Origin of the sequence: Microcoleus sp. B13-B6 (assembly GCF_036705405.1) — a bacterium.
Classification (GTDB): Bacteria; Cyanobacteriota; Cyanobacteriia; order Cyanobacteriales; family Microcoleaceae; genus Microcoleus.
Window position 1 is genome coordinate 1 of sequence record NZ_JAUBUJ010000035.1, and the last position, 18,773, is coordinate 18,773.

17 protein-coding genes are annotated in these 18,773 nt (G+C 45.9%); 9 read left to right on the forward strand and 8 right to left on the reverse strand.

Annotation, left to right across the window (positions count from 1 at the left end):
- Nucleotides 1–308: 308 nt before the first annotated feature.
- The gene (locus QUB35_RS17295) at nucleotides 309–1,097 is read right to left on the reverse strand and encodes an FkbM family methyltransferase (RefSeq protein WP_333143027.1); all 789 of its coding nucleotides are present in this window, start codon (nucleotides 1,095–1,097) and stop codon (nucleotides 309–311) included.
- A gap of 135 nt (nucleotides 1,098–1,232) precedes the next feature.
- Between QUB35_RS17295 and sat the strand changes: the two genes are divergently transcribed.
- Nucleotides 1,233–2,414, forward strand: a complete 1,182-nt coding sequence (gene sat, locus QUB35_RS17300; protein WP_333143028.1) for a sulfate adenylyltransferase — start codon at nucleotides 1,233–1,235, stop codon at nucleotides 2,412–2,414.
- Between the two features lie 207 nt (nucleotides 2,415–2,621).
- Nucleotides 2,622–4,793, forward strand: a complete 2,172-nt coding sequence (locus tag QUB35_RS17305) for a caspase family protein (RefSeq protein WP_333143029.1) — start codon at nucleotides 2,622–2,624, stop codon at nucleotides 4,791–4,793.
- 48 nt (nucleotides 4,794–4,841) lie between these two features.
- On the opposite strand, the gene QUB35_RS17310 is transcribed toward QUB35_RS17305, so the two are convergent.
- Nucleotides 4,842–5,402 carry a Uma2 family endonuclease gene (locus tag QUB35_RS17310; RefSeq protein ID WP_333143030.1) on the reverse strand — a complete coding sequence of 187 codons (561 nt, stop codon included), beginning with the start codon at nucleotides 5,400–5,402 and terminating at the stop codon, nucleotides 4,842–4,844.
- 371 nt (nucleotides 5,403–5,773) lie between these two features.
- The gene (locus QUB35_RS17315; protein WP_333143031.1) at nucleotides 5,774–7,087 is read right to left on the reverse strand and encodes a valine--pyruvate transaminase; all 1,314 of its coding nucleotides are present in this window, start codon (nucleotides 7,085–7,087) and stop codon (nucleotides 5,774–5,776) included.
- Nucleotides 7,088–7,103: 16 nt separating this feature from the next.
- Between QUB35_RS17315 and QUB35_RS17320 the strand changes: the two genes are divergently transcribed.
- From QUB35_RS17320 to QUB35_RS17335, 4 genes are all read left to right on the forward strand, one after another.
- A complete protein-coding gene (locus tag QUB35_RS17320; RefSeq protein ID WP_333143032.1) occupies nucleotides 7,104–7,319 on the forward strand; it encodes a hypothetical protein in 216 nt (71 codons plus the stop codon).
- Between the two features lie 355 nt (nucleotides 7,320–7,674).
- Nucleotides 7,675–8,217 carry a peroxidase-related enzyme gene (locus QUB35_RS17325; protein ID WP_333143033.1) on the forward strand — a complete coding sequence of 181 codons (543 nt, stop codon included), beginning with the start codon at nucleotides 7,675–7,677 and terminating at the stop codon, nucleotides 8,215–8,217.
- A 6-nt stretch (nucleotides 8,218–8,223) separates the two neighbouring features.
- On the forward strand, nucleotides 8,224–9,444 hold the full coding sequence (locus QUB35_RS17330) for an adenylate/guanylate cyclase domain-containing protein (protein ID WP_333143034.1): 1,221 nt from the start codon (nucleotides 8,224–8,226) through the stop codon (nucleotides 9,442–9,444).
- Between the two features lie 427 nt (nucleotides 9,445–9,871).
- Nucleotides 9,872–10,711 carry a Tab2/Atab2 family RNA-binding protein gene (locus QUB35_RS17335; RefSeq protein WP_333143035.1) on the forward strand — a complete coding sequence of 280 codons (840 nt, stop codon included), beginning with the start codon at nucleotides 9,872–9,874 and terminating at the stop codon, nucleotides 10,709–10,711.
- Here the strand turns inward: QUB35_RS17335 and QUB35_RS17340 are convergent.
- Together QUB35_RS17340 and QUB35_RS17345 are read right to left on the reverse strand one after the other, a co-directional pair.
- Nucleotides 10,675–10,890: a hypothetical protein gene (locus tag QUB35_RS17340; RefSeq protein ID WP_333143036.1), complete on the reverse strand. Its 216-nt coding sequence runs from the start codon at nucleotides 10,888–10,890 to the stop codon at nucleotides 10,675–10,677. The genes QUB35_RS17335 and QUB35_RS17340 overlap by 37 nt on opposite strands.
- A gap of 424 nt (nucleotides 10,891–11,314) precedes the next feature.
- The gene (locus tag QUB35_RS17345; RefSeq protein ID WP_015177188.1) at nucleotides 11,315–11,521 is read right to left on the reverse strand and encodes a hypothetical protein; all 207 of its coding nucleotides are present in this window, start codon (nucleotides 11,519–11,521) and stop codon (nucleotides 11,315–11,317) included.
- Between the two features lie 209 nt (nucleotides 11,522–11,730).
- Here QUB35_RS17345 and QUB35_RS17350 point away from each other — a divergent pair, with 209 nt between their 5' ends.
- Nucleotides 11,731–12,603, forward strand: a complete 873-nt coding sequence (locus QUB35_RS17350; protein ID WP_333143037.1) for an S-methyl-5'-thioadenosine phosphorylase — start codon at nucleotides 11,731–11,733, stop codon at nucleotides 12,601–12,603.
- 325 nt (nucleotides 12,604–12,928) lie between these two features.
- A complete protein-coding gene (locus QUB35_RS17355) occupies nucleotides 12,929–14,011 on the forward strand; it encodes an HNH endonuclease (protein ID WP_333143038.1) in 1,083 nt (360 codons plus the stop codon).
- Between the two features lie 89 nt (nucleotides 14,012–14,100).
- Here QUB35_RS17355 and QUB35_RS17360 read toward each other — a convergent pair whose 3' ends face one another.
- Nucleotides 14,101–15,324: a tetratricopeptide repeat protein gene (locus QUB35_RS17360; RefSeq protein ID WP_333143039.1), complete on the reverse strand. Its 1,224-nt coding sequence runs from the start codon at nucleotides 15,322–15,324 to the stop codon at nucleotides 14,101–14,103.
- A gap of 76 nt (nucleotides 15,325–15,400) precedes the next feature.
- On the opposite strand from QUB35_RS17360, the gene QUB35_RS17365 reads away from it, so the two are divergent.
- Nucleotides 15,401–15,892 carry a WbuC family cupin fold metalloprotein gene (locus tag QUB35_RS17365; RefSeq protein WP_333143040.1) on the forward strand — a complete coding sequence of 164 codons (492 nt, stop codon included), beginning with the start codon at nucleotides 15,401–15,403 and terminating at the stop codon, nucleotides 15,890–15,892.
- A 169-nt stretch (nucleotides 15,893–16,061) separates the two neighbouring features.
- On the opposite strand, the gene QUB35_RS17370 is transcribed toward QUB35_RS17365, so the two are convergent.
- Entirely contained in the window at nucleotides 16,062–16,559 is a 498-nt protein-coding gene (locus tag QUB35_RS17370) for a hypothetical protein (RefSeq protein ID WP_333143041.1), read from the reverse strand.
- Nucleotides 16,560–16,882: 323 nt separating this feature from the next.
- Nucleotides 16,883–18,691 (reverse strand): PAS domain-containing sensor histidine kinase, encoded by a 1,809-nt coding sequence (locus QUB35_RS17375; RefSeq protein ID WP_333143042.1) that lies wholly within the window; start codon nucleotides 18,689–18,691, stop codon nucleotides 16,883–16,885.
- Nucleotides 18,692–18,773 lie beyond the last annotated feature (82 nt).

Sequence of the window (18,773 nt, forward strand, 5' to 3'; positions counted from 1 at the left end):
TCCCACCGCTAAGCGTGTTTTTGAACATACTCCGAGTCGTTGAATAGCGATTCTTGGTGGTACATATGTGGACATATTGGGTTTGGTTAGGTGAATTATTCCCGTATACACCAATTGTCGAATTTATCACGGAAATGTCTAAGAAAAGCCCGTCCTAGGGATTACTCCCATCCTGAGTCTGCGAAGGAATCAATCCAGGGGCCCGGCACTAAATTGCTTGATTGCCTGCCAGAGCTGATTGTAGAGAAATAAAAGTGATAGATTTGAATGGGATTCCTATCGACTTTGCCGTCAATTTATTCACCGCGCTAATTGGCAACACTTTGTTCGCGCTTTCCAGCGGAACGGAGTAGAGATGACTTAGTTTTTTCTATTGTTAGAAGCAAGTTAATCATTTGAAAACCCAGCCAGTCTTTATACGGAATTTTACATCGATTCGTATTGATAAATAAGAAGTCACAGGTATCCATGTCAGGGAACAGGTATGAAAATGGGATACAGATAAAACCCAATCTTTTTAACCTGTTGGTAATTTTGTTAACTTCCTCAGCGCTAATAGAACCTGGCATAAAATCGTGAAACTCTATAGTTATCTGCTTAACATTGCAGAGCGTGGCATCGCTAGTTGAGTTAAAAACGGCTTCTTCAGCACCTTCAATATCTATCTTCAACAAATCAACTAACTCGATGCTCTGGTTGTTCAGAAAAGTTTCTAAAGTGATACCATCCACTGATATCTCTCCCTGAAGGCCGTAGACACTAGCAGCTTCCTGACTAATACTGTTACATTCTCGATTATCTGAAACATATATTTTTAATGGCTCATTTCGGTCTGATATAGCATAATTAAACTTTTTAACTAAGCCATTCTCTGGGAGTTGAGAATACACAGAAGGAACTGCTTCTATTGCGTAACACCTACAATTGAATTCGCGAGTTATCGCTTCGCTAAATTGACCGACATTGGCGCCTAAATCGATCACTAAAGAGTCAGAGCCGAGGATTTTAGAATAAATAGTATGAGTTTTGAGATTGCTCAAGCCTGAATGCTCTTGCCAGAAATCGATAGATTTCACTAATAAATTATAAAGTGTCATAAGTGGCGGAATAAATTATGGTTGATACCAACATTAAAAACCATGTGTGCCGACTGAGGGAGGAAAATTAATTAATTGTAACAATACTTTGGTAGGATATACTCTGGCAGCTAAAACCCACAACTTCAAATCGACATGAGCCAGCATTCAGACCGCATTGCCCCTCACGGCGGCACCCTGGTCAACCGCATTGCCACACTAGACCAGAGACAAGAATTTTTCGATAAAGCAGAGTCCCTGCCGCGAGTCCAGTTGTCGGATCGATCGATCTCCGACCTGCAAATGATCGCCATCGGCGCCCTGAGTCCCCTCAAAGGGTTCATGAACGAAGCAGATTATCGATCGGTCGTTAAACAAATGCGCCTCTCCAACGGCCTTCCGTGGTCGGTTCCCATCACCCTCTCGGTAACAGAAGAAGTCGCCGCCCCCCTGAAAGCAGGAACTTTAGTGCGCCTCGACACCCCGGCGGGCAAATTTGTCGGGCTCTTGGAACTTGCAGAAAAATATCACTACAGTAAAGAAGAAGAAGCCCTCAACGTCTACCGCACCGACGACCTCAAACACCCGGGTGTCCAGGTAGTAGACAAATCCGGGCCCGTTAACCTCGCAGGCGACATTTGGCTGCTGGAACGCGAACTAGATGTCCGCTTTCCCCAATACCAAATTGACCCGGCGAAATCGAGAATGCTGTTCACAGAAAAAGGATGGAAAACCATAGTCGGTTTCCAAACCCGAAACCCCATCCACCGCGCACACGAATACATCCAAAAATGCGCCTTAGAAACAGTAGACGGCTTGTTCCTGCATCCGCTAGTCGGGACGACTAAGGATGACGACATCGCCGCTGACGTGCGGATGCGCTGCTACGAAATTCTGCTAGAAAAATACTACCCAAAAGATCGCGTAATTTTGGCAATTAATCCGGCGGCGATGCGCTACGCCGGGCCGCGAGAAGCAATTTTTCATGCTTTAATCCGCAAAAACTACGGCTGCACTCACTTTATCGTGGGGCGCGATCATGCTGGAGTTGGCGATTATTACGGCACTTACGATGCCCAACATATTTTTGATGAATTTGAGCCGGGAGAATTGGGAATTGTGCCGATGAAATTCGAGCACGCTTTCTATTGCAAACTGACGGAACAAATGGCTACAACTAAAACAAGCCCAAGCACTCCCGAACAACGGGTGCATTTGTCGGGAACCAAAGTTCGGGAAATGCTGCGCGCTGGAAAATTGCCGCCGCCGCAGTTTTCCCGGCCGGAAGTCGCCGCAGAATTAGCCAAGGCCATGAATATTTTCAATTACGAGATTTAAATCTTGAAGATTGGTGTGGGCGACATTCTGCATAGTTTTGAATTTTGAGTTTTGAGTTTTAAATGGGAAATTTTAAACTTAAAGCTCAAAAGTTAAAACTTAAAAACTCCCTTAATCCTAAACAGTCACAATCTAATTAATTCCCCTAAAATTAGTGAGGGGAATTTAACTTAAAATTCAACGCTTAAAATTCAAAGCTATTTAAAAATGGGACTCAAGCGGCGGGAATTTTTGCAGCAAGCTGGCCGGGTGCTGGCCACCATCGGAATCAGCGAGGCTTTGTGGCTGCCGTTGGGCTCGCGCTACCTCGAAGCTTTAGCGCAGCCGACAGCCAGGAAATTGGCTTTGTTGGTTGGCGTTGACAAATATCCAGACTCGCCCCTGCACGGCTGCGTCACGGATGTGGAAATGCAGCGGGAACTGCTGATATATCGGTTTGGGTTTGTGCCCTCGGACATTTTGACTTTGACTGACGCTCAAGCTACGAGGGAAAATATCGAGACGGCTTTTGTGACTCACTTGGGCGAACAAGCAAAACCCGGTGACGTGGTAGTTTTTCACTTTAGCGGCCGCGGTAGCCGAGTCAGTTTGGCCGAGTCTCCTGGAAAAATGCAAAACAGTTTGGTGCCGGCGGATGATGTTTTGCCGCTGTTAGCAAACCGGGCGGTGAACGATATTTTAGAGGAAACGCTGTTGCTGTTGGTGCGATCGCTCGCGACAGAAAATGCGATCGCCATCCTCGACACCAGCTACACCTATCGGGGTTTCCCAAAAAACGGCAACTTTCGCATTCGCTCCCGCCCCCGCCCCACCATCGGCGAGCCGGGCCTCGCAGAATTAACGTTTGCCCAAGACCTCCGATCCCGCCCAAATCTCCGCCCTGCGGCAGCCCTACTTGCCGCAGGCGCGAATTCCCAACTCGCCGCCGAACAAGAGTGGAACGGATTTACCGCAGGTTTGTTTACCTACGCCCTCACCCAAACTTTGTGGTGGGCAACTCCCGCTAGCAGCTTCAGCGTCAGTTTCAGCCGCGCGGCGGGTAATGTCGAGCAAATCGCGGGGTTATCGCAGCAACCGCAAATTCTTAATCACGATTTAACAACCGCGCCGGCGGTGAATTTTTCAAATTTAATCTTCAATTCCCCTGCATCTGACGGCGCTGTGACGGCGGTGGAAGAGGGGGGCAAAACTGTGCAGTTGTGGCTGGGCGGGTTGTCGCCCTCGGTTTTGGAGTGCTCCGAGGGTTCTGTGTTTGCAGTGGATTCCTCCGAGGGCGCGAGGCTTTTGCTGCGGGGACGCACGGGCCTCTCTGCTAAAGCCCAAGTTTTAGACGGGTTCGATCGAACTTTCGGCCAATTAGCAGTCGGCGAACTGGTGAGGGAAGAAATTCGGGTATTGCCACGAAACATCGGTTTGACAGTAGCTTTGGACTCAGGTTTGGAACGCATCGAGCGCGTGGACGCTACCAGCGCCTTTGCGACTGTGCCACAAGTTTCGGCGGTAGGCAGTGAGCAATGGGCTGACTGTCGGTTCGGCAGAGTCCCGGAAACAACTTTAGCCGAAACAGTCTCGGCTCACGAGCCTGCTTTGTATCAAAGCCGTTACGGTTTGTTTTCTTTGGCTCAAATGCTGATTCCCGATACTGAGGGCGACGGGGGAGAAGCAGTTAAGGTGGCGGTGCAGCGCTTGACTCCGCAGTTGAAAGCGCTGCAGGCTGGGAAGTTGCTGCGGCTGACAGCCAATGAGGGGTCTTCGCGCCTGAAGGTGCGGGCGGTTCTGGCAACTACCGCACCGCAAGCGCGGGCTGTGGCGCAGCGAGAGCCTGTGCGGGCCGGCGGTGATTATCGGCTGGAACCGCTGAGCGGGGAAAGTGAGAAATCGGCAAGCGCTCATATACTAAGTTTGCCAGAGGGCAGCCGAGTTCGCTACAGATTGTATAACGACAGCGATCGCCCGGTTTACTTTGCGGTGTTTTGCTCGGACAGCGCCGGACGGCTGTCAGCGATCGGCGCTGAGAGCAAAGAGTCTGTGGGAGTTATGTCGCGGGCGATCGCTCCTGGGGAGAATTTGACTCTACCGGCGGCTGGGGGGAGCGGGTGGGCGGTATCGGGGCCGATCGGACTTGCGGAAACTATGATTATATTTAGTGAGAGTTCCTTCGCTCAAACTCTGGCTGCAATAGAAGCCGAAATGCAGCAAACGAGGGATGCCCTGCCAATTCGAGTGTTGTTGAATCCTTTAAAGGTGGCGCGGGCGGTACTCGAAGATTTGCACGCGGCTAGCATTCCGGGGGTACAGAAAGTGGGGATATCAACGGATGATTTGGCTTTGGATGTGAATGTTTGGGCAACTCTGAGTTTTGTTTATCGGGTTGTTTAATTGAAAAATGGGGACTTGGGAATGTTTTCTATAACCTATAATCCGAATCTATCCCAGTACGAAATCGATATTCACTTCCAAATCAGGAAAGGCGAGCGACGCAACTTGTTGACCCCGCCAAAATTTTTGGATTAAACTGTAACCATTCGGAGTTGGCTGGCGGTAAACTTCTAAACATTGTGCCTCTATATCTACTAGCCAAACTTCTTGAATTAGCGATCGAGCGTAAATCAGAACTTTCACATCTCGATCGCAATCAACCGTGCTATCGGATACTTCTACCAACAGCAAAACTTCTGACGGTACTGGATGTGCTGTTGAATAGTAATCAGCCCGGGGTTTCAGCAATACTACATCAGGTTGAGGTTCGGTGCGCTCGCTCAACTGGATGGGGTTTTGCACATCCAGAAAAGCCCGGTTACTGGGAATTTCGCTGAACAGTCCCAGGAATCGTCTCACACAGGAAGCATGACGAGTTCCAATTGCTGCCTTTTGGATCAGTTCTCCTTCTATCAGTTCTACCCGATCGCCCTCGGAAAGAATACCAGCTTTGCCCATTAAATGATATTCTTCTACGGTCAACAACCTTTTGAGTAATTGCACTGCCATAACCCACCGCGCTGCTAATTATTTTTTAAATTGTAGTCGATCTGCCAAGGAAGAAGTCAATCGATTTTAGATTTTAGATTTTAGATTTTAGATTAAAGCATTGACCCCACAGATCAATTCGGGGGGCAAGTTTCATCGGATACAGGTTTTTTATTTCTGGACGGATGAATCACGTGGCCGGTATCCTGGATGCTTTCGGTCATTATCATCGGTAACTGATAATTGGTAATTGGTAACTTGTAATGCCCTTCGACTTACTCCGGCTACGATCAGCACGAGTCGCTCAGGAACCGCGTACCCGAAGTATTGGGAATGTTAACAGTCAACTGTCAACTGTCAACTGTCAACTGCCAACTGCCAACTGCCAACTGTCAACTGTCAACTGACTGATAAAGCTTTTCTACCATTTGAGCCAAGCGTTTCATGGCAGTTTCAATCTCATCATTTGTTGCAGTCAAACTGATGCGTAAACACTCATGTTTGTGCTGCCAATCTTCCCGCAAACCGGGGAAGAAAGAACTTCCTGGCACGACAATTACGCCGACTTTTTTCAACTCTTGATACAGTTCCCAATCAGTCATTGGCAAATCTTTCAGCCACAACCATGCGAAAATTGCTCCTTCGCCCCGGTGCAAAAACCACGGCAAATCTTTCGGCATTGCTTGTTCTAGGGTGCTTTCTACGATCGCAAATTTGCTTTGATAGTACGGCCGAATTACGTTGATGGAAATGTCGGCAAGAGCGCCGGAAGCAATGGCACGAGTTGCGATCGCCTGTCCGTATCTCGGCGAATGAATGCACATATTGGTCTGAAAACATTCTAATATTTGAATGATTTTTTCATCGCCGATCGCAATTCCGATTCTTTCACCCGGCAATCCGGCTTTCGACAAACTCATACAGTGCACGATATTGCCGCCAAAAATCGGCGTCATTTCGGTAAAATTCAAGGACGGGAACGGAGGGCCGTAGGCGGAATCCACGAACACCGGCACGTCGAAAGCGGCTGCTAAATCGGCAATTTTCTTAACTTCGTCGTCGGTGAGAACGTTGCCGGTGGGGTTGCAGGGACGGGAAAAAATGACGCAACCAGTGGTTTGGTCGATCGACAGTTGGCTGAAATCCGGGCGGTATTTGAACCTGTGAGCAGCCGCATCAATATCGAGGGTAGGTTTGCAGGCGACTACCGCTTCGGGAATCAAGCTAACGCCGCCGTAACCGGTGTAGTCTGGGCTCAGCGGTAGCACGATATTTTTAAGGCTACCCCCCCTAGCCCCCCCTTGGTAAGGGGGGGATGGGGGGGGTGTAGTGTAGCCGCCGAAAGCGTTGGCTGCGTAGAAGTAAATCGATTGACTTCCGGGAGTAATTAGGATATTGCGATCGGTCAAATTGAGTCCGTAACGCTGGTTAAAATCCGTCCGCACCGCATCAATCAACGGCTGATAACCTTGACTGGAACCGTAGCGACAAACAACCTCGCCGTATTCCGGGCTGGCCAAAAGTTCCGCAGTGCAGTCGCGCCACAACTGCTCGACTTCCGGCAAAATTACCGGATTTCCGGCGCTCAAATTGATAAACTCCTGCCCGCTGCCGGCTCTGAGAGTTTCAATAATATCTTTCATAATTGCCCGAACTCCCGTGAGGTGGGACATCTGAGCGCCAAATTGAGTCAGGGCAGGGTTCATAGCAAATGCAGCGACAATGATAGAAGTTTACAGTTTACCCATAATAACTCCAGTCGCAGGCGTTAGCCTAGCTTATCTGGGGCATGGATTGTCGATCGAGCTTCTGATTAATTCAATAAACTCGATCGCACAGCGTTTTGTTTTTCCCCTGTACGCGCGCCGGAGCATAAGATTTAGGGCATTTGTGGAGCCGGAGCGATCGATCGAACAGTGTTTTTTGCCTAAAAATTAGCGAACGGAACAGCATTATCTAATTCAATAGTTTGGGTAAGATTTCACACCGTCGCGCCTCATGAATTGCCCATACTTGACAGCAGCCATTGGAAACATCTAAGATTAGCACTATAACCCGATCGCAACATAATTTTCTTGGCTCCGGTTACTGCTATAATTGCAGGTTTAATCCAGCCTCAATAATCAGATTTGTTGCTCGCTCATTTTCATGATTCGCGGTTTGCTGACAGCGGTGCATTTTTCATCAATCCGACTAAAGCCAAGATAGCTCGTAAGGTCGCCCTTTGAGTGGCGTTACATAACAAATACCTAAATCCCAACCCAAATTAACTGCCGTCAAGTTCAACACAACAATGACACACTTTCCACTTATAGAATACGAGCAACTTACAGATCCTAAAGCCAAAGCAGTGTACGAAGAAATATTGACAGACTTGGGGTTTGGCATCGTCCCCAACCTGTTCAAGTCAATGGCAATCAACCCTGACATATTAGAAGCAAATTGGAAAAAATTCCGGGGAACAATCCTGCAAGGAGACTTACCCCGCACGCTTAAAGAAATGGTCGGCGTCGCTATTTCCCAATCAAATAATAGCGAGTACGCTCTCCAAGTTCACCTGCACGGATTATCAGCCTTGGGGATGAGCGAAGAACTACTGCGAACCCTAGTTTCTGACTTTGCCAACTGCCCTTTGCCAAAACGTGATAAAGCCGTAATTACCTTTGGCTTGCTGGCTGCTACAAAACCCCTGGAAGTGACAGAATCTGATTACCAAAACCTGCGGGATTTAGGACTTGATGATTCAGAAATCTTTGAGATTATTGCGACAGCAGACTTGTTTAGCTTTGTCAACCGATATACTGATGCAATAGCCCTCGAAATAGATGCTTTGTAATCTATATTGTATACCCCTATTATGGGCGATCGGCTAGAAGATCAAGATCGAGAAGAACTTCTGTTGACAGCCCGCCGTTTGTTAGCAGAAGCTCAAGCGCTTTCCATCCGCATTTCCGCCGTCAATGAAATTGCCACTGCCATTAACCGCACCCTCGATCTCAGTCTGATTTTGCGGGTAGTAGGCAAGCAAGCCAAATGGCTGCTGGACTTTGAACACTGTAGCGTTTGCCTGCACAGCAATAACGCTTGCATGACCTTATTTGGCCCGCATATCCCTGTAGATATTTCAGCCCTGACAGAGGGCGGCCCTATTAAGAAAGCTTTCACAACACGTCAACCTCAATTAATTCAAGAAGCGGGTGCTACTGCTATTTTATCCCCCTACGCTTCGCAAATTATCCTTCCCTTGGAAAGCGAAGGTAAGGTTTTAGGAACCATTAATTTTGCCACAACAAAGCCGGGGGCTTACACTCAAGAAGACTTGCGGATTGGCTATCTTTTGGCTTTGCAACTATCCTCAGCCATCCGCAATGCTGAACGCTTTAAAGAGATAAATAACCTGTATTCCGAGCTCGATGCCGAAAAGCACAAATCTGACCAGCTACTGTTGAATGTGCTCCCGCTTGAAATTGCCGATGAACTCAAAAATAACGGCAAAGTGGAACCACTTTATTATGATAGCGTATCGGTTTTATTTACTGACTTTAAAGGCTTTACTCAGTTATCTGAAAAAATGACGCCGCGAGAGTTAGTTGACGAACTAGACTATTGTTTTTCTTATTTCGATCGCGTGATGGATAAATACTCTATGGAAAAACTGAAGACTATTGGCGACAGCTATATGTGCGCGGCGGGAATTCCTACGCCTCGCCCAACACACGCCTTTGACGCTGTACTTGCTGCCATAGAAATTCGACAGTTCATGGATTTGAGAAAAATACAGAAAGCTCAACAAAATATTCCTTATTGGGATATCCGCATTGGCATTCATTCAGGCCCAATACTTGCTGGGGTAATTGGGAATAAAAAGTTTTCCTATGATGTCTGGGGAGATACAGTTAATACTGCATCTCGGATGGAATCTTCCGGCGTCCCTGGAAATATCAATATCTCTCAGGAAACGTTTGAATTAGTTAGAGATTTTTTTGAATGCGAATACCGAGGAAAAATTTATGCTAAAAATAAAGGCGAGTTGGATATGTATTTGGTTCACCATCTTAAATGAATCTGGAAATCGCTAATTGCTAAGCTGTTGGGCATTTAAAAGAGAATAGTAGGGTGCGGAGCGTACATACGTATTTCCCATATCTCGCCAGTGTTCTAGCTGACGCACCCTACCTCTATCGTTATTGGTTTAAATGTGTAACAGCTTAAGGGAGGATGGCTAAGCGAGCAGTTATTCTATTTTAGATTTTAGATTTTAGATTTGGGATTTTAGATTTTAGAAGGGGGAATTACTGATTATTAGCACGGTTTGGATCGCTGGCCTACAGTTGCAGTTTTTTTAACGGGTGTTAGATATTGAAATAAAACTCAACTATGAACTGAGAATATATCGCTCGAAGTTTTTTCTCAGGGGAGCGGTATTGTATCGCAGTGCCCCCAAGCTATATTAAAATGATCGAGTTGTAGATTTTAAATTTTAATTATTTATGCGTATTTGGCAAGCCGATTTTTACCGCCGCCCTCTCCAAGACGAAACTGGCAAACCACAGTGGGAACTCTTAATTTGCGACTCGGAAGGCAGTTTTCAATTTAGCGCTGTTTGCCGCCAGGGGGACGCAAATTCCACTTGGCTAGCCTCGCAGTTGCAGCAGCAAGCTCAAACTCAGAATTTGCCAGATTTGATTGAAGTATTTAGGCCTCAGTCTCTGGGCTTAATTGAGGCTGCAGGCAAAGTTTTGGGTGTAAAGGTGGAAGCGACGCGGCGCACTGCGGCTCTGAAATTGCTGCTGCAACAACGCGCCAAAGAATATTCGAGTATGCCTAATTATACAGGTGAAACTTACAGTGCGATCGCCCTCGACTCGCCGCCGCCCGTACCCTTACCCGAAAACCTCTGGGGCGATGGCTGGCGTTTTGCTTCCCTACCCGCCGGCGACATTGAAGAGGCTTTCCAAGGGCGTCCCCTGCCAATCTTGGAAATGCCAGAATTGCTGTTACCGCTGAATTTAGGCTTGGCCTCAACAGTACCCGTACCGGGAGTGGTGATTGACGGCGGGCGCCAGTCTATGCGGTTGGCTAGATGGCTTCAGGATGCCAAACCTTTTGCTTTGAATTATATTGCTGGAGAACCAGACGGATTGATATTGGAAGCTGGGTTAGTAGATAGGTGGGTTGTGGCTACTTTTGAAGATAGCGAAGTGAAAGCGGCCGCCCAAATTTACCAACAGCGCAAGCAATTAAGTAAAGGATTACATTTTTTGTTAGTGCAGCCCGATGATAGTGGCATGACTTATACAGGCTTTTGGCTGTTGAATTTTGATCGATAAGACGTAATATCAATTCCGGTTGCACGAGGGAAATGATTGTTGACTGTTGACTGCTGACTGTTGACTGTTGACTGCTGACTGTTGACTGTTGACTGTTGACAAGCGAAATATTTTACACCTAATTTCCAGCTTCCCGATTCATCTGTGGAGTCATACCAATTTAATGTGAAGTTGCACATATCTAGATCCCCCTCGCATACCCCCTACTCCCCCTGGTTGTTGGGGGACGAAAGATCGGAATCTTGTCCCACCCTTAGTAGGGGCGGTGCCCCCGTGCCCGCCCTTGGCTAGGGGGGATCGGATTCTACGGGGCCTCATAAAAAATTGGTATCAATTCTAAAATCTAAAATCTAAAATCTAAAATCGACTGACTGCTGACTGTAGAAGGAGGGGTCGCAAAACTGAATGGTTGAATGTTAACTGTTGACTCGATTTTATTAATTCCGATGCAACCGGAAACGATATAAATAATATTATTTGTGATGTCGATCAATTGCTCGCGAAAAATAGTAAAACGGCGCCCAAACGCAGTTCCAGCAGATACAGACTCAGACACAAATTTTAAAACACCTTCTTGATCTCGCAAGAGATAGTGCTGCAAATTTATTCTACAACTAAAATCAAGCCGTTTTGGATGCCCTGACACACTCGGTTGATGTGACACTGGTCTTTTTCGTTCAGACCTTTCTGGGCGAGCATTGCTGACTTCAGCAGTCGTCTATCAAGGGGGGTAATCTGGCGAAAAGCAAAGATGCGCTCGACGATCGCCTCGATCGAGATTTTGGGCAGGTTAGCAGAGCTGACTGTCATGAGCTTAACACGCTAAAAATAAGTAACAGAACTGTGTACCTTTATTTTTAAAGATTTTGTGAAGGTACTTTGTGATTAATATCACATATATTTTGTGACAAAATAGTGTATACCGGGTGACTTTTGTCACGAAATCTTGAATTATCTTTACGCCAACTTAACGATGGCCCGATAGAATCACTGTGGTAAAACTCAAGCAGAGGGTAAAAATGGCACAAGCAAAAATCGGAATTATCGGCGGCAGCGGTTTGTATAAAATGGAGGCCCTCAAGGATATTGAAGAGGTGAAAATTGATACACCTTTTGGATCGCCATCCGATGCCGCCATTGTGGGAACATTGGACGGTACGCCGGTAGCATTTCTGGCTAGACACGGCCGCAACCACACTTTTTTGCCCTCAGAAGTGCCATATCGCGCAAATATTTATGCCATGAAGAGTTTGGGAGTTGAGTATTTAATCTCAGCGTCGGCGGTTGGTTCCCTGAAAGCAGAGGCGAAACCTTTAGATATGGTAGTGCCGGATCAGTTTATCGATCGCACAAAAAATCGAGTTTCTACCTTTTTTGGAGAAGGAATTGTTGCTCACATCACATTCGGCGATCCGGTTTGCGGCGAATTGGCTAAAGTATTGGCAAGTGCGATCGAATCCTTGAACCTCCCCGACGTTAACCTCCACCGGGGCGGCACTTACGTCTGCATGGAAGGCCCCGCATTTTCCACAAAAGCAGAATCAAACCTTTACCGCAGTTGGGATGCCACAGTCATTGGGATGACAAATTTGCCGGAAGCAAAATTAGCCAGAGAAGCTGAAATTGCCTACGCAACTTTAGCATTAGTCACAGACTACGACTGCTGGCATACCGAACACGACAGCGTAACTGTAGAAATGGTAATAGCAAATCTGCACCGCAATGCAGAGAATGCTCAAAAAGTCATTCAAGAAACAGTCCGTAGACTAACAGAAAATCCCCCAGTATCTGATGCACATTCTGCTTTGAAATATGCAATTCTGACTCGGCTAGATCAAGTGCCGGCCGCAACTAAGGAGAAAATGGGCTTGCTATTGCAGAAATATTTGTAGTAGTTGTAGGTTGGGTTGAGGAACGAAACCCAACCCATTACATCATGTCCGATCGATGGGCTGCACTAAAATTAGTTTGTAGTGTGGACTTTAGTCCGCAATATGTGATAGACTCGAATTCCACCACAAATTAGGAATACAGCAAACTAGCAAGCTATCGATCGGTGTGATATCATTTCCGGCAGCATCGGAATGAGATCGTAGCGATTGCGATTGCTTCGCTAAAAGCTCGCAATGACATATGTCAAATCTTAAATGATATCATAAGGAGTGTAAATGGATTTGATATGATTGAATAGCTCGTGAAATACAAGGAGTCAGAAACGTGCAAGATAGTCACAATATTAATGAAGTGATTTTTGTAGAGAGGGATACTCAAATTTTCAATATCTCTGACACTAAAACCAGGCTTTCAACACTGCAAAATTATTTTTTCCCTCGGCTAGAGACGTTACTGCGTTATACCCTTGATGTTGTGGCGCTAGTCTACGATGTGAATCCATACGAGAGAATGACTTTTGCCTACTCTCCAAGTCATCGAGATAAAGCAAAGGAGAACAAAGACTATGGCTTTGTTCATATTGGAATTATTGCAAAACGGGGTGAGAAACCGCTCAAAATTCTCAAGAGAAATGGACAGCCATTCTTTCATCATCCCACTTATCTGACGTTTAAGGTATTTCCTAGTGGAACAATTCATGCTGAGCTAATGCCATTTCGTCAAGGCGTAGATGATGCTTACGTGGCAAGAATTTCCCAACTTGTCGCTAAGTATAGCGAGGTTTTAATGCCACTATTATCGGTAGCACGTATTTCACATACGACGTATAATCCTGAATTTGAAGTTCTGCCTCTTCATCAGGCAATTGTGCCTGATGAAGTAGGATCAGATGCTATAAGGTTGATATCACCAAAATACTACTTTCCTGTCAGGCGAGGGCGAGGATTGTATGAAATAGTTATTGCATTCATCCTCTTATACGCTTTAGGAGAATCATTTATTTGTATTGGTGAAGGACGAGAACCTCAGCTTGAAAATAGGCTTGAGCAATTCAAAGAATTTTATTTAGATAGTAGAAATCCCGAAACTGACATAGAAACAGAAGAAACCGAGGAGGAAGATTTTGATTCTTCAGAAATGCCTGAACTAGACAGTTATTCTTTTGTGAGAGCAGGTAAATGGTGGACTGTACTTGCTAGAGATAAATGGAAATGTCTTAGCTGTGGTAGATCGGCACGGGAAGATGGAGTTTTATTGGAAGTTGACCACATTATCCCCCGTTCAAAAGGTGGTTCTGACCATATGAGTAATCTACAAACTCTTTGCAAAAAGTGTAATATTGGCAAAAGTAATCGAGACAGCACAAGACTTTGTGTGACTTCTGATGAATTGATAGATCGAATGTAGATAGCGTAATTTTTCGGTGCGTGACTTTTATTAGTCACCCGTGATAAATTTGAAATGATTTGTGGTCACGCAGCCTACAATTACAGCTATTAACTTATCAACTGCTTGAATGCCTCATGTTCGCGAATCTTCTCCAAATCAGCTTCACTTTTTGCCAACTCTTTACACACATTCGGATTCAGATTGAGGGCGCGCTTTAAATTTTCAATTGCTAATTCAATTTTACCTTGTAGTGCATAACATCGGGCTTTGTTGTACCAAATTCTGTAAAAGTCAGGTCGGATTTTAGCAGCATTGTCGTAGGAAGCGATCGCCGCTTCGTATTTTTGCAATTTGGAGAGTGCAACGCCTCGATTGTTCCAAGCGTCAGTATAATCATTTTTAATTTGTAGGGCTTGATTGTAAGAAATTACTGCTTGTTCGTACTCCTGCATTTTGGAAAAAGCAACGCCTCGGTTGTTCCAAGCATCGGCATAATCGGGTTTGGCTTGAATTGCTTGTTCGTAACAGCCGATCGCCTCCTGGTACTTCTGCAACTCCAACAATACCACGCCTCGATTGTTCCAAGCATCGGGATAATTCGGACGAATTGTAGTAGCTTGTTCGTATGAGGCGATCGCCTCTGGATACCGCTGCATTCTCGTCAGCACTACTCCTCGGTTATTCCAAGTATCGGCTAAATCCGGCTGAATTTGCAGGGCCTGATCGTAAGCGGCGATCGCATCTTGATAACGGTTTTCAAAGAAACAAGCATCTCCCTGTTTAGCATAGTCGGCGGCCGTCAATAACTGTTGGTAATTGCCGTAGTTAACCGGAGCAAATTCTTGAATTTGGGCATCGGGGAATAAAAGGTCTGTTTCTGCATCCGCCGAGTGACTTTGGTGTTGAATTTCGCCTAAGATAGTTTCAGCGTCGGAAATTAATAGTTTTAATTGAGAGATTGTATCGTAATGGAGACTTTCAATTTCTTGGCGAGCAATTGTTGTCTGCTTGGACAATTTGCTCAACAGAAACCACACCCCGACTCCGGCTGCTGTCGGAAACAAAGTTAGGGCAATTATCAGCCCGTTAAGCAATACCGCCGTGCGCCCGAAAGCAATGTCAACTTCTTCTTGAACTCGATCGTGAATTTCTTCTTTAAGTTGCTGCTGTGAGAATTCCTGCTGAACCAACAGTGCCGCCGTCGGTTCAGATGCAAAAACGGTATTGGCGCAGACTAGAATAGTCGAAAGGGCGATCGGGCTAATAATTTTTCTAAAGATACTTGACAAACGCATTGCCTTAGTGATACGCACCTGAGTTGCGATTTCCATGTGTCAAGAGATGCTGATAACGATGATCCCAGACTAGCCCATTTGTTCACAAACTCTTAAATACAGGATATCTGTTGTGCAGTCCCCTCCGATCAAATTGCTGACGCAAGAATTGCTAGACGAAGTTGCCGCTTCCTCCCGCCGCAGTCCCCGCCAGCGACAAAATTACAATTTCCATGATTTGTCTGAAAAGGTGCAGCGGTTTGTCAACGTGCTGCAACCAGGCACTTACGTCCGGCCTCACCAACACCTGCGCCCGCCTGCAGTTAACGGTTTTGAGTTTTTTGTGGTGATTCAAGGAGAAGTCGGTATTGTTATTTTGAACGAAAACGGTCAAATCCTGCGATCGTTGCGAGTCAGCGCGGCCGGCCCGACTCGCGCTGTCGAACTGCCAGAGGGCACTATTCACACGTTAGTAGCTTTGACACAGGATACTGTGATTTTGGAGTTTAAGGAAGGGCCTTACGACGTGGCGGCTGATAAAGACTTTTTGGCAAGTTTTCCTGCGGAGGGAACTGCGGCGGCGCGAAAATTAGTCCTGATTTGGGAAGCGGAATTTAACAGTTGACAGTTGACAGTTGACTGTTGACAGTTGACAGTTGACAGTTGACAGTTGACTGTTAAAAATCTAAAATCTAAAATCTAAAATCTAAAATCGATCGACTGTTGACTGTTAAAAATCTAAAATCTAAAATCTAAAATCTAAAATCTAAAATCTAAAATCTATGGGCTGATTACTAATTACTGATAAATCTAATTGTCGTCATCCGATTGTATAAATCCGGGGCGGTGCGAATGATTTTTCTCAGAAGCTCATCCGTCACCCAAAAGACGAGGGGAAACGAAAATGTTTTGCTGAATTCGCTGCATAGTAGGTTGGTAGAAACGAGCAATCGATCGATGGGCTGCACTGATTCCAAACCGAGGAGCATTAAAGCTGGAGGCTGTTCCCCGTCTATTTCTGCTGCGATTGTCGTGTAAAGAGTTGTAGCCGATTTGGGCAAAAACAGTTGCCGGGGTTTCACGGGACAATTTACTTGCAGCCGATCGACTATTTGCTGCCGCAAAGCCAGCGAGTTGCAGTTGACTAAAACGAAAGAAAAGTAACCTTGGGAAAGACGGAGCGCCCGAATTAAAGTTGAGAACGACCGCTCGTTATATTTAGCTGAGTCGTACTTAGCTGCATCCTCTTTAGCTGTATTTTCTGAGCTTTTCTCGACAAACATAAATTGCATATTTTTTATCTAGTTTTAGAGGTTTTCTAGATTAAATGATGTTTCTAAAGAAAATGTGAAGATCTGAAATTTATTTTTCTTTTAAAAACATTTTGGTAAATATACCACGGTTTTAAGTTAATATCAATAGTCCGATCGAAATAGTCCGATCTACTGATTTGGCTTGAACCACTCAAAAAGCACCTGCGACGGCACAACACAAGTATAGCCGCAGCAAGAAGGAAGAAGGCAGAAGCATATTTCGCAAGGGTTTCCGCAATTAAGAACGTTCTTAATATATGGCACGATTGCTAGATTTAATGTAATTAAACATACAAAAAAAATCACCGCAAATTCTCAGCCAGCGGCAAAGTAAACCAAAAACTTGCCCCAGCACCGGGAGTACTAATTACCCCTATTTGGCCGCCGTGAGCATTAATAATTTGCCGACAAAGATATAGACCCAAACCCAAACCGACGGAGTGTCGGGATCGATCGCCCCTAGCGTAAAGGTCAAAAAGATGTTCGCACTGTTCCGGCAATATTCCCGCCCCGTCATCTTCCACGGTACAGTAAATCATCCTACTTCCGGGATTGGGGATGGGCGATTGGGGATTGGTAATGGGAGATTGTGGATTGGTAATCGGTAATTTGTCGATGTCTTGTTTTGCTCTCCTTTGATTTATAGTTAATTTTTCAGCCTTGATTACTTGAGCAGAAACTGTTAAATTCAGTCCCGGAAAATTGTGTTTCAAAGCATTAGCTATTAAATTAGATAACACGCGCCACAACTGAGTTTTGTCAGCATTCACGGCTGGCAAATCATCCGGGACTAAATTTTTAAAAGTAGCTTTACCCTCATTCATTAAAGGCTCCAAATCGGTCGCAGCGGCTTCAACTATCGCCCTCAAGTTAACCGATTCGCAGTGCAGAACCAAACCGCGCAATTCCCCGGCGTGAACTTCCAACAGCGAATTTATCAAGCGCAATTGCTGCTCGCTACCTTGAATCATCCGATCCAAAACAGAACGGGGAATTGCGATGGAATCCCCGGTTTTCGTCTGCCAATTTTTCAGCACCATTAACATTCCCGCTACCGGGTTTCGCAAGTCGTGAGAAAGAGCGTGGATAAAGAGCCGCAGCGATTCTTGTGCCTGTTTGCGCTGCGTGATATCCTCAATTAAACCCTCATAATAAAGCACAGCGCCGCTGCTGTCCCGTACCGCCCGCGCCTTCTCAGAAATCCAGACTATACTGCCATCAGAGCGGTAAATTTTAGATTCAAAATCCGATACTGTGCCGCTTTCCTCGATCGATCGCAAAAACTCATTTCTGCGAGCCGGATCGACGTACAACTGCCGCTCAATATCAGTAAACTTTGCCGTCACTTCTTCCGGGGAATCGCAGCCGTAAATCCGCGCCAAAGCTGGATTTGCAGTAATATAACGGCCATCGGGAGTGCTTTGAAAAATCCCCTCGCCCGCATTCTCAAAAATGCTGCGGTACTTCGCCTCCGCCGCCTCCAACTGCTGGTAAGCAGATTCCAACTCACGCCTCGTACTAAACTCTTTCCGTTGCAGACATTCGTACCAATAAACCGACAAATCGCAAATCAAACAAAACCAAAACAAATATAAGTACAACCCGGTCAACTTAAAAGGAGTATACTTAGCAAAACTTAGATTTAAAACCAAATTTATCCCGACGTGGCAAAACAAAACGCCGAGTTGAGAAATCAGGTGGAGACGCCAGCGGACGGGCATCACCGTAGCTTGGATTAGAAACGCTAAACTCCAGGTAAAAATTGGTAATTCCCCGGCTTGTGCGACAGCTAGCCCAAGCTGTACAATCACCGTCAGCGACCACGAAAAACCCAAAAATAGCAAACCGGGATAGCGCTGTCCGAAGGAGGTTTTTTGCAACACAAAACAAGTCAACAAACCCAATTCTACAGCAGCGCTCGTGTACAAATAAACACTTTCAAACTCCTGGCGAGCGAAGAATCTTTCGCCCAGAAAATAGACTGTTATTGTGAAGGCAAAAAAGATGGCAATTCCGACAGCAGGGCGCAGCCGATCTCGGAGGAAGCGATCGCGCCACACCTCGTAAACCGTTAACGCCTGAACTGATTTTGCATTGCCCAAATAGGTCATACCATTTTAGATTATATCAATTCCGGTTGCACCGGAATGACTGTTGACTGTTGACTGTTGACTGTTGACTGTGAGTCGAAAA